The sequence below is a fragment of the Gluconobacter sp. genome, from assembly GCF_047723935.1.
GTDB lineage: Bacteria > Pseudomonadota > Alphaproteobacteria > Acetobacterales > Acetobacteraceae > Gluconobacter.
In genome coordinates this window covers 1-25,244 of the sequence record NZ_JBDOBO010000025.1, presented here as the reverse complement: position 1 = coordinate 25,244, position 25,244 = coordinate 1, and the positions used below count along the sequence as shown (strand labels likewise).

At 52.6% G+C, this 25,244-nt stretch carries 25 protein-coding genes; 24 read left to right on the top strand and 1 reads right to left on the bottom strand.

What is annotated here, in order from left to right:
• The first annotated feature begins 1 nt into the window (after nt 1).
• The 21 genes from ABF979_RS09870 to ABF979_RS09770 all read left to right on the top strand — a co-directional run bounded on the left by ABF979_RS09870 (nt 2) and on the right by ABF979_RS09770 (nt 21,427).
• Entirely contained in the window at nt 2-3,091 is a 3,090-nt protein-coding gene (locus ABF979_RS09870; protein WP_415429844.1) for a type IV secretion protein DotO, read from the top strand.
• Nucleotides 3,092-3,165: 74 nt separating this feature from the next.
• Nucleotides 3,166-4,077, top strand: coding sequence for a TrbG/VirB9 family P-type conjugative transfer protein (locus ABF979_RS09865; RefSeq protein ID WP_415559487.1), 912 nt, complete (start codon nt 3,166-3,168; stop codon nt 4,075-4,077).
• Complete coding sequence (locus ABF979_RS09860; protein ID WP_275177856.1) at nt 4,074-4,883, top strand: toxin co-regulated pilus biosynthesis Q family protein; 810 nt, start codon at nt 4,074-4,076, stop codon at nt 4,881-4,883. The genes ABF979_RS09865 and ABF979_RS09860 overlap by 4 nt, the downstream gene beginning before the upstream one ends.
• Nucleotides 4,880-6,616, top strand: a complete 1,737-nt coding sequence (locus tag ABF979_RS09855) for a pilus assembly protein PilN (protein WP_275177855.1) — start codon at nt 4,880-4,882, stop codon at nt 6,614-6,616. Before ABF979_RS09860 ends, ABF979_RS09855 begins: the two co-directional genes overlap by 4 nt.
• Nucleotides 6,613-7,215, top strand: a complete 603-nt coding sequence (locus ABF979_RS09850) for a hypothetical protein (RefSeq protein WP_275177854.1) — start codon at nt 6,613-6,615, stop codon at nt 7,213-7,215. The genes ABF979_RS09855 and ABF979_RS09850 overlap by 4 nt, the downstream gene beginning before the upstream one ends.
• A gap of 13 nt (nt 7,216-7,228) precedes the next feature.
• The gene (locus ABF979_RS09845; protein WP_415429842.1) at nt 7,229-8,437 is read left to right on the top strand and encodes a hypothetical protein; all 1,209 of its coding nucleotides are present in this window, start codon (nt 7,229-7,231) and stop codon (nt 8,435-8,437) included.
• A 3-nt stretch (nt 8,438-8,440) separates the two neighbouring features.
• A complete protein-coding gene (locus ABF979_RS09840) occupies nt 8,441-10,117 on the top strand; it encodes an ATPase, T2SS/T4P/T4SS family (protein WP_275177852.1) in 1,677 nt (558 codons plus the stop codon).
• Nucleotides 10,117-11,232, top strand: coding sequence for a type II secretion system F family protein (locus tag ABF979_RS09835; protein ID WP_415559484.1), 1,116 nt, complete (start codon nt 10,117-10,119; stop codon nt 11,230-11,232). Before ABF979_RS09840 ends, ABF979_RS09835 begins: the two co-directional genes overlap by 1 nt.
• A gap of 33 nt (nt 11,233-11,265) precedes the next feature.
• On the top strand, nt 11,266-11,778 hold the full coding sequence (locus tag ABF979_RS09830; protein ID WP_275177850.1) for a type 4 pilus major pilin: 513 nt from the start codon (nt 11,266-11,268) through the stop codon (nt 11,776-11,778).
• Nucleotides 11,779-11,783: 5 nt separating this feature from the next.
• The gene (locus tag ABF979_RS09825) at nt 11,784-12,251 is read left to right on the top strand and encodes a type IV pilus biogenesis protein PilM (protein WP_275177849.1); all 468 of its coding nucleotides are present in this window, start codon (nt 11,784-11,786) and stop codon (nt 12,249-12,251) included.
• Entirely contained in the window at nt 12,252-13,385 is a 1,134-nt protein-coding gene (pilV, locus tag ABF979_RS09820; RefSeq protein ID WP_275177848.1) for a shufflon system plasmid conjugative transfer pilus tip adhesin PilV, read from the top strand.
• A 136-nt stretch (nt 13,386-13,521) separates the two neighbouring features.
• Nucleotides 13,522-14,121 carry a transglycosylase SLT domain-containing protein gene (locus ABF979_RS09815; RefSeq protein WP_415559482.1) on the top strand — a complete coding sequence of 200 codons (600 nt, stop codon included), beginning with the start codon at nt 13,522-13,524 and terminating at the stop codon, nt 14,119-14,121.
• Nucleotides 14,122-14,131: 10 nt separating this feature from the next.
• On the top strand, nt 14,132-14,569 hold the full coding sequence (locus ABF979_RS09810) for a DotD/TraH family lipoprotein (protein ID WP_212346471.1): 438 nt from the start codon (nt 14,132-14,134) through the stop codon (nt 14,567-14,569).
• Nucleotides 14,562-15,488: a type IV secretion system DotC family protein gene (locus ABF979_RS09805; protein ID WP_415559480.1), complete on the top strand. Its 927-nt coding sequence runs from the start codon at nt 14,562-14,564 to the stop codon at nt 15,486-15,488. The genes ABF979_RS09810 and ABF979_RS09805 overlap by 8 nt, the downstream gene beginning before the upstream one ends.
• The gene (locus tag ABF979_RS09800) at nt 15,485-16,645 is read left to right on the top strand and encodes a hypothetical protein (RefSeq protein ID WP_275177846.1); all 1,161 of its coding nucleotides are present in this window, start codon (nt 15,485-15,487) and stop codon (nt 16,643-16,645) included. Before ABF979_RS09805 ends, ABF979_RS09800 begins: the two co-directional genes overlap by 4 nt.
• Nucleotides 16,635-16,997: a hypothetical protein gene (locus tag ABF979_RS09795; protein ID WP_253518829.1), complete on the top strand. Its 363-nt coding sequence runs from the start codon at nt 16,635-16,637 to the stop codon at nt 16,995-16,997. Before ABF979_RS09800 ends, ABF979_RS09795 begins: the two co-directional genes overlap by 11 nt.
• The gene (locus ABF979_RS09790) at nt 16,990-18,084 is read left to right on the top strand and encodes a type IV pilus twitching motility protein PilT (protein ID WP_275177845.1); all 1,095 of its coding nucleotides are present in this window, start codon (nt 16,990-16,992) and stop codon (nt 18,082-18,084) included. Before ABF979_RS09795 ends, ABF979_RS09790 begins: the two co-directional genes overlap by 8 nt.
• Before the next feature lie 2 nt (nt 18,085-18,086).
• Complete coding sequence (gene icmT / locus ABF979_RS09785) at nt 18,087-18,335, top strand: IcmT/TraK family protein (protein ID WP_212346514.1); 249 nt, start codon at nt 18,087-18,089, stop codon at nt 18,333-18,335.
• A complete protein-coding gene (locus tag ABF979_RS09780) occupies nt 18,332-18,727 on the top strand; it encodes a hypothetical protein (protein WP_415559477.1) in 396 nt (131 codons plus the stop codon). The genes icmT and ABF979_RS09780 overlap by 4 nt, the downstream gene beginning before the upstream one ends.
• A gap of 29 nt (nt 18,728-18,756) precedes the next feature.
• The gene (locus tag ABF979_RS09775) at nt 18,757-19,158 is read left to right on the top strand and encodes a hypothetical protein (protein ID WP_415559475.1); all 402 of its coding nucleotides are present in this window, start codon (nt 18,757-18,759) and stop codon (nt 19,156-19,158) included.
• A gap of 4 nt (nt 19,159-19,162) precedes the next feature.
• On the top strand, nt 19,163-21,427 hold the full coding sequence (locus ABF979_RS09770; RefSeq protein ID WP_415559473.1) for a type IV secretory system conjugative DNA transfer family protein: 2,265 nt from the start codon (nt 19,163-19,165) through the stop codon (nt 21,425-21,427).
• 23 nt (nt 21,428-21,450) lie between these two features.
• Here ABF979_RS09770 and ABF979_RS09765 read toward each other — a convergent pair whose 3' ends face one another.
• Complete coding sequence (locus tag ABF979_RS09765; RefSeq protein ID WP_415559472.1) at nt 21,451-22,182, bottom strand: hypothetical protein; 732 nt, start codon at nt 22,180-22,182, stop codon at nt 21,451-21,453.
• A gap of 122 nt (nt 22,183-22,304) precedes the next feature.
• Between ABF979_RS09765 and ABF979_RS09760 the strand changes: the two genes are divergently transcribed.
• From ABF979_RS09760 to ABF979_RS09750, 3 genes are all read left to right on the top strand, one after another.
• Nucleotides 22,305-22,688: a LexA family protein gene (locus ABF979_RS09760; RefSeq protein ID WP_415559470.1), complete on the top strand. Its 384-nt coding sequence runs from the start codon at nt 22,305-22,307 to the stop codon at nt 22,686-22,688.
• 3 nt (nt 22,689-22,691) lie between these two features.
• A complete protein-coding gene (locus ABF979_RS09755) occupies nt 22,692-23,945 on the top strand; it encodes a Y-family DNA polymerase (RefSeq protein ID WP_415559468.1) in 1,254 nt (417 codons plus the stop codon).
• Between the two features lie 502 nt (nt 23,946-24,447).
• Nucleotides 24,448-25,221, top strand: coding sequence for a hypothetical protein (locus ABF979_RS09750; protein ID WP_415559467.1), 774 nt, complete (start codon nt 24,448-24,450; stop codon nt 25,219-25,221).
• Nucleotides 25,222-25,244: the final 23 nt, after the last annotated feature.

The window sequence follows — 25,244 nt, the reverse complement described above, 5'->3', positions numbered from 1 at the left end:
AATGTTCAGGTTTCCTTTTCTGACACCGGTCAAAAAAAAAGACCTGTCTTCAACATCATTCAAAGATGTCACATCGTCTGGTTTCAAGCCATTTGAGACATTTCTGCGGGCCTGTGCATGGATATCCGAACTGTCCGGGAAAGACCTGACCTCATTTTGTAATCTGGCAACGGCTGATGATAAATCTCTCATTACGTATGAAGGGGATTATGTCACACTTGTAAAAATCAGCGGAATGAAGCGTCTTGCCAGTCGTGACGAAATTCAGACCGCAGCCCAACAGCTTCAGATTGATCTTGGCGCATCCTTCACTGGTCCCGGTCACGCTCTGCAGTTCACTTATGTCTCAGACCCTGACGCCTCAGAATTCATGCAGAGCAATCTTGCTGAAAGACGGACCATCGCTCAGGCTCTTCAGGCAGATTTTGAAGATATTTTCGCAGAACGTGAGCGTGTTCTAACGCCTTATATGCGCCAGGAGCGGATATGGCTCGTGCTGTGGAGCCGAACAGGCTGCCTCTCAAAGGCTGAAGCCACGTCTGCCAGTAAAGCCCGCAAAAAAGCAGCTCTGGGCCTACCCAACCTCGGTGATGCGCAAAATCCCACTCTTGGCTCTCGGGAGCTTGCAACAATTCACGGCGCATTCGTTGGACATGTCCTGAAGGTTTTTGAAAGCCGAGGGGTTATTCTCTCAGAACTCCCACCCAAAGAAGCGTTGTCAGTCATCCGCACCGAGATCTACCCCGAAACGGCTTCGGGGAAATGGTCCCCAATACTCCCCTCAGATCCTCCCCTGAATATCATACCTGACAAAGAGCGGCCGGAAGACATCAGCGATGCACTCTGGCCACCTGTGCGCGAGCAATTATTCAAAGAAGACGCCTTTACCCCGGACTTTCAGACCGTAAGGCTGGGATGCCTGGACTGGGCTCCGGTTGACATGACCATGGTGTCCTCTGACGTCAGGCCGTTTACTGAACTGACCTCCCATCTGGCCCCCTACCGGCTACCATGGCGCATGACCATGCATATTGAAGGGGTCAGATCGTCATATATGGCCTGGAAGGAGCATGTTTCGACCCTGCTGCGGTTCGGCAAGAACCGCGCGGTCTACGATGGCTTTCAAGAACTCGCCCATATGCGCGCATTACGTCAGGCTGTGGTCAAACTCCGGGTATCTTTTGCGACATCTGCCAATGCAGGTGATACTGACAGATTACGCAACCGTGCCTCCAGACTTGAACAGGGCATTAACGGATGGGGAGGGGCACAGGCAACGCGGCAATGTGGAGATCCCCTCGAAGGCACTCTCTCCTCTGTCCCCGGCATTGCACTGGCATCGACAGCACCTCCTACAGCTGCGCCATTGGACAAAACACTGATTATGGCACCATGGGCGCGTCCCGCACGACCTTGGGAACATGGCGCCGCCATGCTTCGGGCCGCAGACGGTCGGATTGTCCCCTTTGATCCGGCGGGTGAAGGGCGGGATGCGACATTGGATCTTTTTGTCGCACCCTCACGGCGCGGGAAATCCATGCTTGCCAATGCGCTACTACTGGCCACAGTCCTGAGCAGTGCAACATTGACTGACACTGGCGTCAAGCTCCCTCTGATCGGGAAGTTGGACATCGGCGATGCGACAAGTGGCTTCATCGACCTGATTGTCCATGGTCTACCACGCGAACATGCACATCTGGCTGTGTACATCCCGTACGATTTCATACCCGAACATGCCTACAATATCTTCGACACCGAAGCCTGCTGCCGGCGCCCCTTCAAATATCACATGGGATTCCTCAAGAACTTCCTGTCACTGGTTTGCATGCCCGAGGATAAATCCACATTTGAAGGGATGGATCAGATCATCCATGCAGCCATTGAAGCTGCCTATGATCTGGCCGAAGACAGCGTGTCTGGCAAACCGAAGCCTTACAGAAAATCGGAAAACAAGACTCTGGACGCCGTACTGGACAAGCTCGATGTCTCATTCCCCCGGCATGCGTCATGGTGGCAGGTAGCGGATTACTTCGCTGAACGAGGAGACATCCGCCACGCCCGTATGGCGACACAACACGCAGTACCCGTTATTCATGATCTTCTGGAGGCAATCCAGGAAGACCGTGTCTGGGGGAATTACGGGACCAATACGCCTACGGCCGGCCAGGAAAAAGGACTGGAGATATTCCGCCGCTACATTACCTCCTTCATCGATAAATACCCCACACTCAATAAGCCCACCCGTCTGGATCTAGGTGACGCCCGAATTGTCGCATTGGACATCCACCGGGTCGCTCCCGAGGGGGCGGCAAATGAGCGTCAGACAGAACTCATGTATCTCATGGGTTTCCAGATTATCTCGCGCAATTTCTTCCTTGACCCCGAAGATGCAGAACAGGCTCCAGAATGTGTCCGCAGCATCCATCGCGAGCGATTCAGGGAGTTCCGGGAAAGCTTTAAACGTCTGGAATGCGACGAATTCCAACGCACAGTCAAAGCTCCTTTCATTCGACAACAGTTCGAAGAGGCAGCCCGTCGTGCCGCTAAGCTCAATGTCAGAATCGGCCTCACCAGTCAGAAAATCACCGATTTTGGCGAATATCTCACCCAACACTCAACCGCACGTTTCATTCTGGGTGTCGCAAACCCCGAAGAAGCAACCGAAGTGTCCAATATCCTTGGCTTGAGCAATGCAGCTCGCAACATTGTCCACCATGGCCTGAAAGGACCGAACAGAGATGGGACAGGATCACCACTCATTATCCAGATATTGGTCCACAATCAACTTTATGAAATGTATCTGCTGAACATGCTCGGCCCTATCGAACTCTGGGCTTTGTCCACTAACCCTGAGGATGTCGCATTGAGGCGACGCGTCTACACCGCCATTGGATCCAGTGAAGCGCGCCGTAGGCTGGCACGCATTTTCCCCAAGGGTTCGGCGTCAGACGAAATCAACCGTCGTCGCGACGCAATGATCAGAAACGGTGCGACGGATTCAACACAGGCGCTTGGTGGCGTGATCAGTCAGATCAGCAAGGAAATCTGTAATGCCGAGGGTATCGGAGCTCTTCTGAGGGAAGCCGCCTGAGGCCTGCGCGTATTCACAAGCAGGTATTGGATACTGGGCTTATGAAACGATGCTCAGTATTCCTCATGATGACCATGTCACTCTCCGGTTGCGGATCGGCACACGATACTGATCCCGTGACCGTTGCCACGCCAGGCCTCCCTTCCCCGGAGAAGGCTTTGCAGGAAAGCCTTGATCGTGTGCATGCGTTCATGGCGAGCCTGAACGATCGTCTCGATAAACACGTGCCGATCAATATTCCACAAGTTCAGACTAAGCTGGCTGTGGCTGCATCATCCCCACTTCCACCACAGCCATCTGTCCAATCTGATCCGACACATCGCGTGGCAGTCCCCTTACCGGGGAAAGGGGGGGTCACATGGTTCGGATTTGGTGACGGCACACCCACCATAAATTGCCGTTACCCAGACATCTGCATCCTTCGGCTGGACCGAGGGGAAACTGCCGTGAAGTCAGGCCTCGAACTGGGCGACAGCGCGAACTGGCATGTCGATCTGGTCCGGGGGGGTAAAGGCATCCATCAGGGTTGGGCTGTAGCCATCGACCCCGGTGCGCAGGCAGCCCAAACAGACATGACGCTCAAAGGCAGCCTGCATACTTATAATATGATCCTGTCAGCTCAGGGAGAGAGCATGAGAACCATCGCGTTCACTCATGCACCCGGAGAACCTCTCTCCCAACCTGAAATTATGCCCCAACACGGCATGACCGGCACACCGGATTTTGCATATCACATGACCGGTTCTGCTCCGTGGAAACCCATGCGGGTCTACCGCGAAGCCGGCCACACTTACATCCAGTTTCCCCCCGGCGGGATCAATGCTGCCCCAAGGCTGGTCGTCATATCCCCCAAAGCCACCAACGCACAGGATTACGCAGTTGTTGGCGATTCCTACGTCGTTCCACGCCCTGTTGATGACGCTCTGCTCATCGGTAACGGAGCACAAGCTCCTGAAATCCACATAACCCATGGAGGTACGGAGTGAGCCGCCTCACCCGCCAAATTGCTACAGGTGTGCTGTTAGTCATGGCTTCCGGCTGTGCTGATCAGACACCTGCCACAACATCACATGTCGCTGGCGCCACATTCAGGGATGCTTCGGCTTTGACGGTCTTCATCGCTGACATTCTTGCCAACAGTATGGACGGACCGAAGAGCATTATACGCCTAGCGGCCTACGATGGACCGGACCCTAACCATACGGCCGTCCTGCTCACTGATACCCTACGCGAACGTGGCTTTGCGCTGTCTCCGGACGGAATGTCTTACCCTGGTGCGCATACAGTTCGTTACGCAGTGAGCCCTGTGGGGCAGAATCTTCTTCTCGAACTTGATGTCGATGACGCCGAAGCAACATGTTTGTATGGCCATAACGCAGAGGGGGCACTCGAGCGTGCTGGAAGTTGCACCATCCATAATGGCCAGCAACTCATCCTCAAAATTCCAAATACCGATCAGGTCAGGACGATTCCTCTTAAGCCGGCCGGAACCTCAGGCAAGCAACTGCCTGTCGTAACACTCAGGCCACCTGAGGAAGAATGGACACTTATCGAAGGCCAGCCCATCCGCGAGCAGATGATTGCGTGGGGAGATCGCGCTGGATGGATTGTCCGTTGGCCGCACGACCTGAACTGGATGGTACCAGCAATGACCTCTTTCCATGGCGATTATCAGAAAGTGATGAGTGAGATCATTCACACGATTTCCGATGAGGGGAAATCCATTCAGGCTGAGTTCCACACACCCAATCATACATTGGTTGTCACCAGCCCTGGGGGGCGGAGCGAATGAAGCTCACATCAGCCTTACTCACAACAGTCTCGTGCCTGACACTTCTGACTGGATGCGCAGATTTCAATGAAGTGCGCAAAACAGAACGAGACGCAGAGGCCATTGATCGAGACTATAAAATTCCACAAAGACCGGTCGTGACCGTCTCAGACAAGCCCTGGCTACTGGGCGACACAGTGCATGAAGTGAATAAAGTTCCGGAAATACTCCTTCATCCGGCAGGTATTACACTCGCACGCCCCGTTTCGTTGCGGGACGCTGCCATTATTGCCAGCCGTGTCACACACATCCCTGTCAGTGTGGCACAGGATGCAGAGCAGGACATGCCCGCGTCTGGTGGAAACACCGGTTACAATATAGCGGACCTCCCTCCTCCCCCGGGGGCTGGCAGTGGATCTGCAGTTCAGACACATCCTATCAATTCGGGCGGAATAGAACGGTCTTATGGTCGCCCTACCCCTCAGGTCGCGTCATCAGCATCTGGCATGTGGTCTGGAGTTGGATTGTGGCTTCAGTATCAGGGAACACGTGAGGGCGTATTTCAGACACTCGCGACACGATTTGGCGTTTGGCAGCGCTGGGTTGACGGCAAAGTGGAATTTTATCGCACACTGACAAAAACCTGGTCGATCCCGGCATTTTCGGGCGACACGACGTCAGATGCTTCAATCGTAGCCTATACAGGGGGCGGGAACGGTTCGTCTGGCATGGGAGGTGGAAGCTCCATGATGTCTGGCGGATATGGCGGATCTGGCGGATCTGGCGGTGGTGGGGGGAGCGGCGGGTCGTCCGGACAATCCTCCGGGATGGCTTCGATCATCGCTCATAGCAAAACCAACAAATGGCAGACAATCCAGAAAACAGCGTCAGTAGTTGCTGGTGATGCTCAAGTCGTCGCCGATGAAGGACTAGGCACTGTGTCTGTAACCGGCACCCCAGATCAGATTGCCCGCGTGGGTGAGTGGGTCGAGGGGTTACGTGATGACATGCTTAAACAGGTTGCGATCGAAGTACACGTTTACACGGTCAAGATTTCTCACGAAAGCAACTACGGTTTCAGCCCGACATTCTCCTTCGCCTCTCATGGTGGCTTGCTTGGACTGACATCAACACCAGCCTCCATCCCGCAATTGCAGACAACGGATACTCCCTTCTCTTTCGGGGCTTCCATTCTCGATACGGGCAAAGGAACAGGGGGGCTCTTCTCTGGCTCGAAAGTCGTCGTGCAGGCATTGCAGCAACTCGGCAACGTGACAGAGCAATATGACCGCTCGGTGGTGACGACCAACAATCAGACCGCGCCATTCCAGAACGGTATCAATACCACATACCTTGCTAATAGCTCGTCGGTTCTGGCCACAAACTCGGGCAGCTCCAACTCTTTGTCCCCTGGCGTCGTGATGTCGGGATTCATGGGGTCTGTAACCCCCAAAATTATCGACAACCGGATCATGCTGCACCTGAACTTCCTGTTGCAGACACTTCAGGCCATTACCACCATCACCAGCGGCTCATCCTCCATACAGGCCCCAAAGACATCCAGCACGTCTTTGGACGACACCGTTTCCCTGCAAAACAACAGCACTCTCGTCCTCAGTGGCTACGTCGATGATGCGACATCGCGCAAACGCAACGGCGTTGGCTCTGCGCTGGACTGGGTACTCGGCGGCGGCGGAGACGCAACAATCGACAAAACACATGTTGTCGTAACAGTCGAGGCGCACACACTATGAAAAAGCTTGTCCTGCTTTCTTGTACAACAGGTCTTCTTATTCCTGTCTTCGCTCAGGCTGATGCGCCGAGCTGCACGCAACACCTCCAGGAACCCGGTCCTGGAGGACGCCTGTCTCAGGAGCAGATTGATGCCAACAATGCCTGTGAGACCGTTGTCGAAACACAAAAGAAAATTTCGGAAGCTCTGGCTGCCATTGCTGATAACGAACGCAGGTCAAAAGGACAGATGGCATTTCCGACTGCGGGCGGTCGGAATGATCTGATCCCGACAAGAATGCCATACCTACAGCCACAGCAAACGGCACCAAACATGCAACGCCCGGCAGGTCTGAACGTGCCGGATCATCCACCAGAGGAGGCGCCAACTGCAAGCGTGGACGGCGTTCTTTGGGAGGGCGGAACTGTACTGACCGGTATGCTTCGTATGCCCGATGGACAGTCTATTGAAGCGATAAAAGGCACGCGGCTGCCTGATGGAAGCATTGTGAGCTCCATCACGCAAAACGGGAGTGTGGTCGTCACTCGGAATGGCAAACCCTTCATTTTGCCATCGAGCAAAACCTCGCAGCAGTCCTCCACATTTGGCAACCCTCTGTAAGAAGAGCTGAACAATGGCGATTCTCGTAACCGATGCAACAGGGCAGCGGGCTTTTTTTGGGGGGCTACGCTGGGTGCCCTATGCCAGAAGGCCGTCATTACCTGCTGTCCGGCAGGAAGCTCTGAAAATGGGCATGACCCATTACATCCGGCCGCGTCACCAGCAAAACCGGATTGGTTATCTAAAGATGCTCGCTGATACAGCATCTGGCGGGAAAGCAGCGAAACGAAAAACAGAAAGCCTTCTTCTGGCTGTACTGGCCCAGAGTGAAGCCCTGACTTATGTGGAGTGTGACTTTGGTCCTCCCGGCACATGGGTTATGGCCACGGATGAAAACGCTCTGCCTTTGCCGGGATCTGATAGTTTTTTTGATGATGACGATCTGCCCGGTTACAAATCTTCTCTTGAAGGGTACAATTTTAAAAAAACGCTTACTATTGAAAACGAGTGTGTTGATGACTTCCTGAAATCTTTGCCTGCCGCACCCATAAAAATCCACTCGATTTCTTTCAAGCCATATTATGTGGCTGCTGGTGTATTTGCCCTATGCGGCCTGATTACACTCCAGAGCTTCCATGTTCTGCATGAACGTAATCTGGCCCGACTTCAAGAAGAGGCACGACGCAGCCTCCTTTTGCAAAGACAGAAGGCTCAGGCTGCCATACACGATGACCCCTCGGCCGCCGAGTGGGTCAGGATATGTATGCATCATGCATATGCTCTCCCTCCTTATAAAGACGGGTGGACATTAACAAACTGGGAATGTGCGGGACGCTCCTTGAGTGCCATCTGGCAGCGGACTGGAGGCACACTGGCGCAAGCCCCGATAGGGTTGATGCTCAATAATGGCAATTCAGTGCGATCAAGTTATCCCCTGATGCCTTTTGAAAAAATCCATGGGGTACCACACGATGCGACAGGTGACGCCAGGGCGTTCATCGCCTTCATCCAGCAGTCCGAAACCAATCTGTCCATCAAGACGACCAACCTTGTGCAGGGAGATCATGGTCAAAACCATAGTGCTTATATGATCAGCTTTCCATGGCAGGGAGACCCCAGAGAAATACCATGGGACGCATTTCAAAATATCAGCGTCGAACGTCTTGGTCGCGAGATCAATGCCGGCGTGCAGGGTGGTTCACAAAGCACAGATTACCAGATCCACGTCGCCATGAAAGATGGGCCCGCCTTGTCCTTATCCTCAGACAAGGGAGCGCGTTAAATCATGAGCAACATCTGGTCACGATTGATGGGCGGGTCGGTCAAAGATAATGATCATGACCTGACCGTGAATAAAACGCAGGTTGTCATCGATATACCTAGAAGTATGGAAGGGCAGCTTTATATTGAAACCAATGGTGAGGAAAAAGTTGTCTTCGTTAACAGGCAGCTTCAAGGTCGTCTGTACTTTCTGCAATGGCTTGATAGCCTACGATACGTAGAAGGGTTTCGTGGCGTTAAAGTGAAATATGTTCCTCTAAGTTATGTCACTGAGAAGATGGAACACGCTCACCAGAACTCAGCCATCATGGAAACACCCAAAGAAGACGTGGAAGTCCGTGACCGGGCCCTGGCACTTCTCACGGAGATCGGTGGTTATAATTCATCTGATATCCGCATCAGGAGACTCTCAAAGCATACTGAAGTCGCCTGTCGTATCAACGGACGATACATGATTGCCCATGAATGGGACAATCCCTTCGCAGATCGCCTGATGCGCGCCATGTACCGTCTGGGGTCCTCACAGGCTGCGTCTGTTACAGATAGTCAGTTTCAGGACGGCGGTATCTCAGGGGAAATCCTCAAAGGTACAGGTCTGGATAACGTCCGTATCGTGCGTGGTCCATGCGCCCCTCTCTCAGAGGGCGGATGGTTCATGATCCTGCGTCTGCAGTCCATCAAAAAAGGGGTCAACAGACGCATCCGGGGAAATTACAGCAACCTGCACCAGATGAAGCCACCGCGAGGTCACCTGCGTCTGAAGGACTATGGGTTTAGTCAGCCCCAGATTGACCGCCTGATGGGTATCGCAATGTCTCCATCTGGTGCTCTGGTTTTTACAGCACCAACCGGACACGGCAAAACAACTACTCTGTACGAAATCTGGGCAGAAAAGGCCCGCGTACAGCCCGGCCGGAATATTGTCACGATTGAGCAGCCCGTTGAACTGGATATGCCATGGGCTATCCAGCTGGACATTCCCAATACTGACAATGAAGAAGAGAACGGTCGCGCACTGCGTGAGCGCCAGCGTAATACACTTCGTATGGATCCTGACGACATTGGTCTGGGCGAAGTGCGAGACGTCGATGGCGCATTAACCTGTATTGCGGCCGTTCAGACGGGTCATTTTGTCGCATTTACCTGCCATGTGGATGATCCGTTTGGTCTGCCACTTCGCCTGCAGCTCATGGACTTCACACGCCTCAGTTTTGGTACGACATGTAACGTATCACTCATCCGAGGCATTGTATCCCAGCGCCTCGTCCCCGTTATCTGCCCTCATTGTGCTGTCCCATGGACAAAGGACGACCCACGGCTTCCCACAATCATCAATCAGGCCATCCCTTCATGGTGCCCGGACATGACGCTGGTCAGACGCATAGGGACAGGTTGTGAGCACTGTTATGGCACAGGCATCTCCGGCCGGACATGCGTTGCCGAAGTGATCGAAACCGATGCCGAACTCATGACTGATTTCGTCAGGTATGGTGAGAATGTTGCACGTCACCGGTACCGCTCGCGACCGGATGCCGACCCATCTCTTCTGGAAACGGCGATGCAACTTGTCGCTGAAGGCAAACTTGACCCATTTGACGTCAACACCATCGTTGAACGTATCAGGGATAAGGAAAAGGTGCTTGAGGAACGTCGCAATGGTGCAGTGAGGGAGAAACAGTAATGTTGATCCGGTATACTGACATCGACTATGAGCGTCAGCATCGTAAAAACTCATTGTGGTTCAGATTGAACGCTCTGATTTTTTTCAACTGGAGAGCCCGGTCAACGCTCTACCAGATGCTGGCGATAAGACTGCGTATCCATATCTCGGAAACAAACATCCTACGCATGTTTGCAGAGCAGTCCGCTCGTAAGAAGCAGAAAGTCATCCCGCGTATTATCGATGACATCATCTATCATCTGAATCATGGTGAAATGCTGGTCGATGCCTTTCGTCCGTATGTACCTGATGACGAATACATGCTGATGTACGCCGGAGCAAAGGCTGGAACGCTCCCAGAGGCCCTGCAGCTGCTCTGTGAGGCCAAGGGACGGACCAGTGCAATGGTTCAGGCCTCAATGAAGGCTATCACTCAGCCGCTGATGTACCTTGTGATCATCTATGCCTTCCTGAGAATACTGGGAACACAGATACTACCAAGTCTGGTTTCTGGGCCTATGGCCCCGAAACACCCCAGCTCCAGCCAACAGATACTGGTATTCGCCTCCAATCTGGCAACAGGGTGGTACGCTCCGATCTCCTTAGGGCTACTCCTGCTGCTCGCCGCAGCCATCTGGTTCAGTCTGCGGCGCGCAACCGGACATGTCCGGGTTGTCCTCGAACGCTTTCCTCCGTGGTCCATGTACAGGGATGTTCAGGGATACGTCTGGATTACCGCGTTTCTGGCACTCGTCCTTGCGCAGGTTCCGGACAAAGAAGCTCTACGGATACAGGCATCAGCCGCGTCACCGTGGCTTAAAGAACGCCTTGAGGCGATCCTGACCAACCTCACGGTTAATGGTCTGACATTTCCCGATGCGCTCTTGTCAACAGGTTTCGAATTTCCGTCTCCACGCATCATTGATGACGTGGAAGCCAACTGGGTCAGCAAGGAAGGCTATATCCGGTTGCATGAGACGGCAACGATATGGGCGACTGCAACAGAGCAACGCACCATCGCTTTCGCAAATAAAGCCGAACAGCTCTTCATCCTGATCATGATCAGCCTTGTCGTCATTCTTGGCGCTGCCTGTGACAACCTCGGCGCGGATCTCTCTCACTCGATGTCTTTCTAAATCAATATTTTCCTCAATTAAGGATATCCCGTTATGGATCTTATCGTTTCCATTCTCTCCAAATATGGTCTTCAGGCCTTGGCTCTGGTTCTCGTCATGGCTGGTGTTTACGAAGCTTTTCATAAATCCAACAGTCAGACTGCTGCTGGTTGGGAAAGCGAAATGGTCACCAATATTGATGGGTTTTTCCAAGGCGGCCTAACCGCCAAAAACTTTAGTGGACTCAACAATTCTGTCGCAATCAAAGCCTCACTGGTCCCCAAAGGCATGCTGAACGGTGATGGAAGCACAATCAAAGGTCCATGGCCCAACTCCTACGTCACATTAGCACCTTCGGGGAATGGAATGGGCTTCATCGCCACATGGAGCGCAGTCTCCAGCGATGACTGCGCAACTTTTGCCCGCTCACAAAGTGCCAACATGTTAAGCATCAACGGCAGATCAATTGACCCCACAGACAGCGCAGCCGCCTCCAGTATCGCACTGGCCTGCGACGCCGGCTCCTCGGCTTCAACCACAACAATTATCTTCGAACACGACAGCTAATTGTCATGGCCTACATCATTCTTGCCTTTGCTCTGCTTCTTGGAATTTCTGCTCAGGAAAAAGAACTGATCGTTCTCGCCCTACAGGAAAATATCCATGAAGAAACAGACAATCCGGCACAGAGATGGCTGGCCTACAGGAGTGCCGTGCAATTTTTCGTTGAACGGCACCCCAACGTCTCTGGCTCACTTGATATGGCTGATATTGGAATGTCTGAGGATAAACAGTTTCTACCGAATGTAGGAAACTATGTTTCCAAAAATGGGAGCGGCACCACGATCGTAACGTGGATACCTCTGTCCGCTAACGTCATTTCTGACACGATCAGGCTGGCCGATGGGGACCGGAGTATCGGGATTGCACACGGAACGTCCTGGTCCTCACCATTCTATGGGAACATGGGGAACCTGCCGATCTCTGTCCCTGAAGGGGATATTGTTTCAGTCGTCACGTTTACTGGTCCGAGGTTTTAAATGCCCTCCATCATTGCCGCGCTTGCGGCCATTATGCTGGCTCTGTGGCCGACAGCACAATATTTCAATATGGTTCAGGATGGAAACCGGCGTTCTGTTAATGCCGTTACTTCCGGACAATTCTCAATACTACTTGGCGGTGTAAAAAAATATATCCGTGCTCATAGTAATGATCTGATCAACGGAATACCAGTCGGCAGTTCTACAACCGTTTCACTTGCCACCCTGATCAACGAACACGATCTGCCGGTTGGTTTTACAGCCACCAACCCATATAACCAGACATGGGTTGTCTACATCTCCCAGTCAGCGAGTGGTGTACTCGATGGTCGCGTCGTCTCGTACAATGGACAGACCCTCTCAGCCAAGGATGCTGTGGCCATAGCCCTGAAAGCCGGGGCGCAGGGCGGGTATGTTCCGCCAAACGGATTGCTCAACGGTCTTAATTCCAACATGGCAGTCGGGGCCAGTGGCACATGGTCTCAGGTCATTTCCGGCTTCCCCAATCCCGGTGAAGGGCATTTGATCGGACTGTTGGCTTCTGCTGATGATGCCAATAACAATCCCAACTATCTCTATCGAGACGCCATCGCTGGACATCCTGAGCTAAACACAATGGAAACAGATCTGAATATGGGCGGTAACAATATCGATAACGCTGCTGACGTGCATGCTTACGGCACGGTCAGCTCAGGGAATGATACCAACAATAATGCTGTCAACGCCTATATGAGTAAAGACGGCAGGATTAATGCTACAAAAGATATTCGTGGTCAGGTTTTCCGGCCCAACTATATTGCTCAAAGTGGGACACCCTGTGAAGGAGTGGTCATCAACACCGGTGTTATGGATGAAAATTCTTCCAATAATTCCAGTGATAATTTTATTCTACAAAATGGCGATATTGCCCGAGATTTGTCAGGGAATTTATTATCCTGCGCCAATGGCGCATGGAAATCTCAGAAAGCTACAATATCTTTTTATGTTCCCCCGACAACTAACGGTTGGAATAATTATGCGTCGACTAATCCCATCACAGGAACTTATTCGTGCCCAGCAGGGACATCAGATATTCCGGCTACAGTATTATGGTTTGGCGATGCTGGTTATACCATTCAACACACTTGTTATTAATGTGATCTCTAATTTTCGAGACTAAAAAATGACATTACCACCAGTGTGCCTTCATGAGATCGCCAATTTCTATCACCTATCCGATGAGGTGCTTATAAGAATTATACATAAAGAACACTCCAATGATATTGGTCTTATGGGCATTCAGGAAGGCTGGCTACCTATACTTGAAAAAGCTGGTTTCCGACAGGATATGATCCGCAACGACGTTTGCACCAACATTGCCGCAGGCGCATGGATTCTATCATATGTCGCGCAACACAAAAAGGAAGAGACCCCTTCCAAAACGCCAGACTTTACCAGCCCACCATTGCAGCAGGATCACCTATCAGGAAGCCTGCGCTCATGCGCCATAGACGCGGCCAATCAGTATCGGATTTCTGTTCCGCTCTTTCTGGGCATCCTCGCTACAGAAGGTGGTCGCGTTGGCCAAACTGTCCGCAACCACAACGGTACATATGATATGGGCCCGGCCCAGATTAACTCGTCCCACTTACCTGAACTGGCAAATAAGGGGATAACCCGCGATCAGATCGTCAACGATGGATGTCTGAACGTCCATATCGGCGCGTGGATACTCGCGCGCGAACTGGGAAGCGAAACCCCACAACACCCTAAGGAATTCTGGCAGCGTGTAGGGAATTATAACTCACGCACGCCAGAATATAATCAGGCTTACCAGCTCAAGGTCTGGAAGCACGTCATCAGCCTGCCGCATTCACAACCAAATGGCTGATTATGGAGGTATGACAATACCTTCTCACGCTACGGCCATATTACTGACAGGCGCTCTCTTTCTGGGAGCCTGCCAGCACAAACCAGTACCTGACGCGCATCATCAAGCTGTTTCGCTCGAAATGTCCAACCTGCTCGGGCGGATGGACACGTTAGGACAGGTTCGATTTCCAATGCAGCGCCCAGGTTCTGTTCTTCCTTCTGAGATGAACAGGCCATTGCGATGGGATTGGACAGGGTCGCTTGACGAGGGCGTCAGACAAATCGCCCGCACGGTCGGATACAACGTCCTGTCTAAACCGATACCTGACAGCCCCATTGTCTCTATCCATCAGGCAAGCTCAACGGCTGGGGAGTTGTTGAATCAACTGGCCGCCGCAGGGAACCCCGACATGGAAGTCGATATCGACATTCTCCACCATTCAATCCGGGTTTACCGCCATGCGTAAAATCTCGCTTCTTCTGGCCTCTGTCGCATTATCCAATCCGATTGGAACGCTCCGTGCTCAACAAGTCCAACCCATTCCTCTTCCTGTCCCCGCTGTCCCAGAGCAGCACATGGGCGCAGCAAACCCCCTCGATAACCCCATTGGAGGATCATCAGAACAACCGGGCCTGACCGACATCACAAGACCACCTTCTCTGGAATCTCTCATGGCCGTCCGCCCTGGGTATTCACCCCACGTGGAAAGCAGTAACGGGCGGGATGAAGCTATCAAACAGGCTGCATGGGCTTATGGAGCACAGGGAGGACTGGCCGCCCGATCATTTGCCATCAATGATATGCTGCGTCGTTATGAAGCGGTGCTGGATCGGGAATTCGATTTCCGGACAGTCGTTCTGCCAGCAGGCAATGGACAAACGCTCATCCGTCCTCCAGTCGTCACCGAGGCACAGATGGCATTCGCTCTGGATGACAGTGGACAAACAGCACGCGAGACCCGTCAGGTGTATCGGATCACCCGACAGGCGCAGCTCGTTTCCTTGCCGCCGCAATGGCGAACATGGCTGGTCAGATCCGTATCACCCCCAGATCCGCCGATAGATGCACAACGGCCCCGCACACGCCATGAAGTCGAGATATGGCGCGAAGCTGTCGCCCGGGGCTGGGCCGCGGGAGAACGACAGGCCGTAGAAGTGTTCCTTGATGATCTTGGACGTCTTCAGCGTGATCTTATCGGTATGGCCCGTTACCGGGTCTTACTGAAAGCGGGGAAAGTTGAACCGCCTGAAGTCGCCTTCCTGCATCGCGATACACAAGGTGGCCATGACCAGCTGCGTGTCGATGATACGGAAATCCGTATTCGCTCCCAACCTGGACTGGACGCCAACCGGGCTCACTGGCATGCCGGGGAGGAAACACCATGAGTGGTGCACGCCAATCCACAGGCCGGGACACAGATCCTGACCACGTGCTTCTGGCGATTATCGGGGTCATCCTGGTCATCGCGTGCCTATGCTTACTGCTCTGGTATGAGTTCCATGCACAGATTGCGACCGTTCTACTGACATTCGCTGGCATGGAACTCCATGTAGTCTCCCTCTTCACGCATCAGTACGACCACATACTGAACAGCCTTACACATGCGAAGCCAGATAAAGTGTCCGCACAAACACTGTGGGACCTGAATACCATAACAGGTCGGATCATTCTGCTTCCGGCTTTGGCTCTTTTCGCTGTTCTGGGTTTCCTCTGCGCCGTCAAGGCACCGCGTGCCATCTACCGTCATCGGTTTGGTCTTAATGATATGACAAGGATGCTGGCCGCTATTCATCCCATCGGTCAGGCATGGGTCGGCGGAAACCCGAAACTCTCTCCACCCCAGCCCGCCGGGAAGCCATTACTACCTATGGATCCTCCCCTCACCCCAGACGAGTGGTTGCTCCGCTACGCGCCCGGTTCTGTCGATGAGCCTCAGACCATCCGTCTCGCCTATGATGCTTTGAGCCAGCAGCTGGGAAGAGTCTGGGAAGGTCCGGCCCGCCTCTCTGGGGTTGAACTCTGTCTCTTCATGACATTCAGCCTGTATCACGCAAGACAGAAGGATCAGGCACAGACACTGCTCGAAAAACTGTCCGCCGCATTATCCGGGCAATGGAAAAAGGGAGAAATCCGCCATTTCATTCAATTGGACAAAAAATTTAGCCAGCAAATGCAATCCCTCTATGAGGCGGGCAACTGGACAGTCGGCATCGAAATTGCAGCCAGACATGCTTACGTTCGTCCCGCACTCATGTCTCTCCTTCAGGAGGCGAGACGCAAAGCTGGTGTTGTAAATCCTAGCCTGTTCTCAATTGTCCAACTGGTTGATCGAGATCTGTGGCTCATTCTGTGCGCCCTGCCCTATCCCATGCCCGGGCGCCCTCTTCATGCCATCGTCACCACCAGCTGCACAGAGGCCGAAGGCGTCATGGAACACTGGCGGGCAGAATGTCTGTCAGGGACACCCTGTCCGGCCCCTCAACTTGAGCGAACCCTCACAACCCTGATGACGACCGAGGCAAACACACGTCATGCGAACTGATGACCAGACGCTTTGCGTTTATTTTCTGGCCGCCAGAAGTGCAGCCAGTGATCTGCGAGTATGGGTCCTCAAACGCTATCTCCTGCGGGACAGCCAACTCGACAGCGACATGACAACCACCCTGCGACAACTTGATCACGTCACGCGCTCCGAAACATTCTATGGCTACGATATTTCGCAGGCTCCGGCGTCTCTGCGTGAGCCTGTCCAACACTATATCCATTTACTCTGGAACGGTCATAAAGCCTCCGCAGAACTGGATATACCGAAGCGTTTGCTGCGCCTGCACAAACGTATCGTTGAGCTGACAGACGCTGGTCCAATGCACAGCCGGAGTAAATCCAATGGATAAACTGCCTATAGACATAGACCTGAATGCGCTTTTGATTCACTGCGCGGACCTTGGAGCCTCACGCATCCAGATCCAGACAGACCAACCCGTGGAAATTCGTGTCCACGGTCGGAACTCAGAAGTGACGGAAGATCGTCTGGGAAACCATTGGGTTCAACACGCTCTACGTCAGATGTATGGCAGCGAGACCGCTACCAGTGTGCTGACACAAGGCGGAACCGTCGATCTGTCTTACACAATTTGGCCCGACAAAACGAAACCCCGTTATCCATTCAGAATTAACGCGGTTGCCGCGACCATCGGTGCTGAACGCGGCATCAACATGACGATCCGCCCACTGGCATCTAATCCTCGCCCCCTGAGCGAACAGAACATCGAACCCAGGCTCCGTGAGGCGTTGGAAGGCGATAATGGTGGATACTTAATATGTGGTGCCACAGGGAGCGGTAAAACAACCCTCATTGGCGGTATCAATCGAGATCGGCTGGAAAATCCTGACTGCCACTGCAATATCGTGGAAGGCTCAGCACCTCTGGAAATTCTTTATGATCTGGTAGAACGTAAAAACGCCACCATCAGCCAAAGTGAAGTTCCGCGTCAGATCAAATCTTTTGCCGAATTCATCCGTGCCGCCATGCGACAGGAGCCCACGGACATCGTTGTCGGAGAATGCCGAGACCCTGAGACGATGGAAGCCGCCATTCAGGCCATGATTTCAGGTCATCGCCTGATCTCCTCTGTCCATACATTCGACCCTCCTTCCACAATCCGCCGGATTGAAGCGTTATGCCCAGCAGATCAGCGGGATAGCCTGACAATCGCGTTTGTCGAGAATGTGCGGCTTATCGTCAATCAACGTCTCCTACCTTCTGCGGATGGCACCCGCACACCAATCAGGGAATTTTTGCCCGTCACCCGTGCGTTTCGTAACAAATTACTCGATGCGCCCCGGAACAGATGGCCTTCCCTGACCCGTGAAGCCGTTGAAGATCATGGGCAGACGTATCTCCAGTCCATCACTCAGGCTCTCAACGAGAAGCGCATCACCGAAGAAGTCGCCCGTAAAGCCAGAGATGTGGAGATGTAACCATGTGGCGTTACTCCTCAGAACCCGTTCATCTCTTCATTCTGGACTGTCGATCCCTCATACCAATGGTGATCTGGCTGGGCCACATGCGGGAATGGACTTTCATTCTCGCCGTCATCAGCATCCTCATATTCGGATGTATGGCCTGGTTTGGGCTCACCCTGCCTGTTGCTTACCGCATGGCCCGTGTCCTCTTCGCAGGATCCCGGAGACCAAGGTTGCCAGCATGGAAAAAAAGAAGATTTGCATGATCAATCTTGAACGCCTGATAGATGCTCTATCAGCCTTATTCACCATGCGCTCCTATCGGATTGTCGTTGGACAAAAACAGGACGCGTGGACACTGCGCCGCCTACTCGCCCCTGATGCACTCCTGCCGGTTATCGTTCGTATGGCAGAAGAGCAATGGACATCCGCATCCGGTCCGACAAACTTTGGTCTGAGCATTGATTATGAAGAAGATGCCCTCTGCGGGCATGTTCTCAATGCCGTTCACTATGCGCCGATCTGTATCATTGTGCTCTGTGTGGACCATGTTTTCCAGCAACTGGTGGATCAGGAGGGTGCAGTCACTATTGAAGCAATGGAAGCATACGCGCGTAAAGTGTGTCCTATGCCGTATTCACAAGTGGTTCCGTCATGATGATTCCATCATCATCACAGGAGCCCGCGATGCTTATCTATCTTTCACCTCAGGATCGTCCCATCACCATCCACTCCGGCTCTGAAGGAGTGGTGATTCTCAGCTCGGATCATCCAGCAGAGCAGGCCTTATCCGTTCCCCCTCAGACATTACACGCGTCTGCAGGCAACAAGAGGAATGGAAGCATAGCCACGCGTTATGCCAGACAAATTGTACCCCTTGTGATTGTTGCCGCCTTTGCTTTCTGGGGAGGACGACATCTGTTATCCGGTCGTGAAACCCCGTCAGCACCGTCCGCTCAGATCCTCCGTCCAGACCTTCCAAAATACAATACTCGTGACATGCCACGCGCTCCTACTGATATGGCACGGCCACAGCCCATCCAACCCACACCACAGGACAACCCCAACTCGGCATTTGGATTGAATTAAACCCATGGCCATGATCCGCCGTCGTATAGACGGACCGCAAGACCACCACGAACAACGGGGCGGCATTGCCTATCGGGACACCAGAACGCTCGGTACGCAATTTCAGGAGGCCCTTACCTCTGAAATTTCAGCGGCCGGGCCGCTCACATTTGCAGCTCTTGCCTTTACCATGCCCGCCCTGACACCTCTTCTGCTGCCAATTTCGCTGGCCTACACTGGCTATGTGCTCAGCCGGCCGACTATTATGCCGTTGCGCATTCCTGCGTGCTCATCGCGTAAAGACTACGGCAATCCAGTCCCCAACCCCAAACGCCCCGGTGCGGAAATGCCTGGCAAGGCAGAAGGGGACTGGCTTCTTGGCTGGGACGAAAATACCGGTCAGCAGGTCTGGGTTGCGGGTGGCGATCTGACAATGCACGGCTTGCTACCCGGGGCTACAGGGTCTGGGAAAACCCAGTTCATCTATAGCCTGTTATGTAGTGCTCTGGCCCAAGGAACGGGCTTCACCATTATTGACGGGAAAGCCTCCAACAATCTTGTTTTCTCACTGCAGGCCTTGCAGAGAAAATGGGGCGTGGAGGCCAACATGCGGGTCATCAACTTCCTCGTTTCCAGTGGAGACCGCAAAACCAACACGTGGAATCCCTTCTCATCAGTCAATGCTGAGGGTATGGCAGAACTCCTGCGCACACTTTTTCTCCCCGAAGAAAAAGGAGGAGGGAATTCCGCCCATTTCAGAGATAGGGCGGAAGCGTTATTTGGCAGCGTCTCACAGATTTTTGTCTGGATGAGAGATCATGCAGGCATACCCATCACGGCCGCCACCATCCGCGCCAATTTTTCCAACATCCAAAGCCTCATTGATCTGGTGAAGACGCAGGAGACGGAAAACCGTCACCGTCGATTTTCTTACTTCGATTTCAGGCACCAAAAAATTCGGTCCATCCCGCTGCCAGAGCATTTCCCTGAAGCTATGCTCCAGCCCGTTCGGGCCTATGTTGAAGAAACCGGGGGATACTCAGCCGCCAAAGGTGATGCGGCCAATCAGGATAAGGTGCGCGAGCAGCATTCTTATGTCGTCGGTGGGTTCGCAAAAACCTTCACCATGATGACGACGACCTATGGCCATATCTTCAATTGTGAAGTGCCTGATGTTGATTTAACCGATGTCCAGTACAATCGCCGCAATCTGATTGTTCTGCTGCCTTCTCTTGAAAACGACCGCAGTACAAATGCCGCCATCGGAAAGACTTTCATTACCGCACAGCGGTACGCCATGGCTGCCGCTCTGGGGGCTTCCATCGAAGGCGATTACGAGGACCTGGTAACAAACCGCCCGTCATCGGCGAAAACGCCCTATCTCCAGATTTATGATGAGTTCAATTATTTCGCCACAAAAGACGTCAACGTGATGCTGGCGCAGGCCAGAGAACTCAACATGAGCATGTTTCTCTCCTTTCAGGAGGTGGGTTCGCTATATGCGACCCTCGGTAAAGACGATGCAGCCCCCCTGCTGGGCAACCCAAAACTCAAGATATTCGAAAATATTGAAGATCCTGGGCCGACCAAAGAATGGGTCGAACAGGCCGGTGGCACCATGCAGGTCAGCGTGCTCTCTGGCTACGATAACGCACCAATCGCTGGCGTCTATGATGATCAGTTGAGGGCTGATATCCGAGAGGTCAAACGCATCTCCTGGAGTGATATTCAAAGTCTGCGTCAGGGGCAGGCGATTATTCTCTTTCGAGGAAAGAGAATTTACACGCGCCTGTTTTATGCTGGCGTCAAGCCATCAGGCACTAACAGGATCTATACGCCATTGGTGATGAACACCTCAAGCCGATACAACGTCACAAACACTGGCTCGCACTCCAGCAGTGATCATCAAGGGATACTCGATCATTTATGTCACGGGGATGACCTGGTGGACACGACGAACCTGCCAGCTCTCAACGGCGGTTTAGGTGAGATTTATAATCGACTGGCCAAAATTGCAGGAGAGAATGCCCAACCACGAGAAGACATGCTTTCTCTGTTTGGGAAGCCGCTTCCCTTACCACCATACCTACCCTTCGCGTGTCTCTTTCGTAACCGGCCTGCCCCACTGCCAGTCAACCAGAGGCCCGGGGTCGTCATGATCAGTCCAGATGTGGACAAGACCCTCTATGAAACTCTCGTCAATTTCGAAATACGTGCTGGGGCGCAAGAAGCAGCCGCACGCAATATGGTGTCTCAGGCACTAAACCAGATTACCGTTTCTAGTCCTTAAGCAACCATGATCATCAGCGCGATCTAGCTCTCATGGAATAAATGGTTAATAAAACTATTATGGTTTCCCAGTGAACCATACTGTTCCCGCGCTTTCTGAACGAATGACTGATTGCGTTCCTGAGCAATGGCGTCACCTTCCTCTATCGGCGTGACGCCATATGTTTTAATTGCCCAGTTGATATCACATTTCCAGTCCTGAAAACGGCTACGATCATGCCACTGATCCATGGCATCATCGGCGCACCTTTGGGCTTCAGCGCGTGTCCAGCCGTTCACCTCGCACATCCACGCCAATGCTTCATTCTGCCGGCCGGAGCTCATGGTCTTGCCCCAGTGCCGAACAGCATGGCAGTCGGGGCATAAGGAAATGACGCCCTTCAGGGTCTGTACCCGTGTAGTGTCGTCGTATTGCCAGCCTTCATCGGCCTCTACCGGCCACTTGGGGCCACGACCACCACACACACGACAGCGCGACCCAGAACGGGCATACGCATCCTTACGGATACGGTCCCAATCGTCCTTGGCCAACAAGGCGCGCAGGTTACGGCCCCATAACGCCTGCGGCACCATCCATGGTCGAAGATAAGGTGGCTTCCTGTCCGGCCTGAAGCGATAAGGGACAAACGGCAATAAAGCCGTCAGATTATCACGCGAAGCTTTCCAGCATTTTTCGGTCCCATCAAAAACGGCACCTCCTGCCTGTGCCTCCTGGCGTCGGTTATACGGAACACAAAGAGCGATCAAAGGGGACATAAAAACTTCTCACCGCCAATAACCATGGAAAGACCAATACCCTAGAAATTGGCATTCCCAAAACACTTGACATGGGCCTCAATATCGTTCTCTTTATGTTCTTATCTGTAGGGAGGTGGAGCATGGCTCGGCAGTATGCAGGCGACAGGACAACAGGCTTTGCAAGCCCGGCCGCAGATTCAATCGAAGGACCGATTGATCTTTCAGAGATTCTCTCCTTGCGCAAACCAAGCCGATACCCGGTGCGTGTACAGGGACTCTCCTTTGTGGCACGGGGCGTCCTGAGCGGAGACATCCTGATTGCTGACACGGCGGGTGATCCCGTCTCTGGGTCTCTGGTCATCGCCTGCGCCGGTGGGCAGGTCATTCTGGCCGAACTCCAAAACCGCAATGGCAAATGGTTTCTGGTGTCGGGCAATGATGCCCAGCAGCCCCTTCATGTTGACCCCATGCGAGACGTGGAGATCTGGGGGAACGTCACAGGCCTGGTCCGGACCGAAGTCTGAGATATGTACGGGCTCATCGACTGCAACGCCTTTTACTGCTCCTGCCAGCGTGCTTTTGAGCCAAGCCTGAAACATAAGCCAGTTGTCGTTCTCAGTAACAATGATGGATGCGCAATAGCCAGAACACGGGAAGCCAAAGACCTTGGTATTAAAATGGGCGATGCATGGCATCTGCTCAAAAATACGCCAAAGCTGGTCGATGTCGCATGGTATTCCAGCAACTACGCTCTCTATGCTGACATGTCTCGCCGCGTTTATGAGGTTCTTTTGGGCCATGTGCCACGCGTAGAAGCTTATTCGATTGATGAGATGTTTCTTGATCTGGGCGGATTGCATGGAAACATGGAACATCGCTGCGAACAGATCCGGGCCTCAGTCGAACAAATCACCAAGATACCAACGTGTGTGGGGTGGGGGCCAACAAAAGCCATTGCGAAACTGGCCAACTATATTGCCAAGGACCGTCCAGAACTGGAAGGGCTGTGTGATCTCAGTGACCAGGCCTTAAGACACAGATACTACCGCAATCTGCCTGTCAGTGAGGTCTGGGGTATCGGCCGACGGCTGGTGCCCCGTCTTGAGGCGGCCGGCATCCGCACCATCCAGCAGTTTGTTGACGCAGATGAAACGCTGGTCCGCAAGCTCATGATGATTACGGGAGTGCGTTTACAGGCCGAACTCCGTGGTGAAAGTTGCATGGCCCTTTCTGAAATTGTCGAACAGAGGAAAGGCATGACCTGCTCTCGTTCGTTCGGGCAACCCGTCACAGACTACGACGACATGCGCGCAGCCATAACGGCGTTCACCTCCCGAGCAGCTGAGAAACTGCGGGCAGAGAAGTTGGACACAGCGCATATTGCTGTTTTCATCCAGACTAATCCGCACAAACGACAGGACGGGTGGTATGCGCCTCAGGTTTCAATAACCTGCGAACCGACCAATGACACTTTTGCCCTGGTGGCACATGCGACCCGCTTATTAAAAGTCATGTGGAAAAACGGGTATCGCTATGCCAAGGCTGGGGTGAGTTTTAACGATCTGGCCCCGACCAATCGGCAGAATACTCTGTTTGCCACAGGCAATGAGCGCACTCAGCAGGCCACTAAGGCCATGGACGCAGTCAACCAGCGTTTTGGCAAAGGTACCATGAGCCTGTTAAGTGCAGGGCTACAGAATAAGTGGACGCCCCGGCAAAGTATGCTGTCGCAGCGTTATACCACCAACATCAACGAAATCATGGAAGCCAGAACTTTTTAATGGATATATTCCGGAGTTTGGTTGTCGGTCGTCGTCATTTCGAGACAGCTTGATTTAGTTCAGGACAAAGTCACTGCATGCGGCCAGGCTTGTCGTTGGGGCGGCGCAATCTCCAACATTGATCACTCCTTACCCACACTACTAGCTCTTCTGAAGCGACACGAAACTGACTGGTCGGCTTCGTATCACGAATGTCTGTATTCAGTTTGTTTCGTCGAGATTGAGTTTGCCGCATCGCCTTTTGCGTGATGACTACTGTTGATGCCGTGCGCATGTGCGGCATGCTCCATTTTTCTAATAATGGTTGGGACTGTACGGAACGTGGCAAAATTTATTGCAAAGACGGGAATTCCGAAGAATAATGCGCAGATACGGTCGCAGTTTTCCTGAGCCTACACCAAAAAGGCGTAAAACAACACGGAACGCATATAAAATTCTGTAATATATGAATGTAGAAAAAACAAAAATACCAACCATTAAAATTATATGAGACGAAAAATTTATGAATAAAAACCTCATTGAAGAAGCGATAAGCAAATTGGCGAACGCTATGCGTATTTATAGTGAGGCGCATTTGAAATATGCGCATCTATTTAAAATAGATCCGGAGGAGGCAATAAACAATATTGATCGGCTATTCGAGATGAAACTGGAAGCCTTCCACACTCTCTATGACGTCTCAAAGGACGTATTCAAATATTTTGATTATGGAGATACAGCGTTATTAATCTTGGTGCGGAATGCAATTCATCATCGTGATCACCCGCTTTTCTACAGTTTAAATTGGCGCCTGCACCTTGAAAGTGGAGGAAAAAATTGGCTTGGTGCGTCCTTTCTCCTTGCCAGTCATCCTACCGTTCATGGAGGGCGCCTTCCGATGTCCCACTATATCCGTTTGGACGATTTGGATGCACGTATCGATCCATCTCTCGCGTCACCATACATCGCCAAGAGGTCGAACAAGCCGGAGAAAGCTATCGAGCAGTTTAGAGTCATCAATAGCCAGTTAAACCTCGCTAAAATACGCAACCGTGCGTCCGAAGATCGTTATCCAAACGACCAAATCTATCTGAATCTAATGCCCATTTTTGTATCGGCCGTCTGCAAAGTATTCAAGGCCATGAAGGCGGCAGAAATAGGCTTCAAGGGCTTCGATGCCGCGACCTATCTTAGGCCCTTCACAACAGAAATCTCAGTTGACTGTAGTCGGCTTGATTTTGAGCGTTTGTGGTTTCGAGGATACGGTGATCTTGACCTTATTCCCATCCCCATTTAGACAATACTGCGATAGTATAAAAA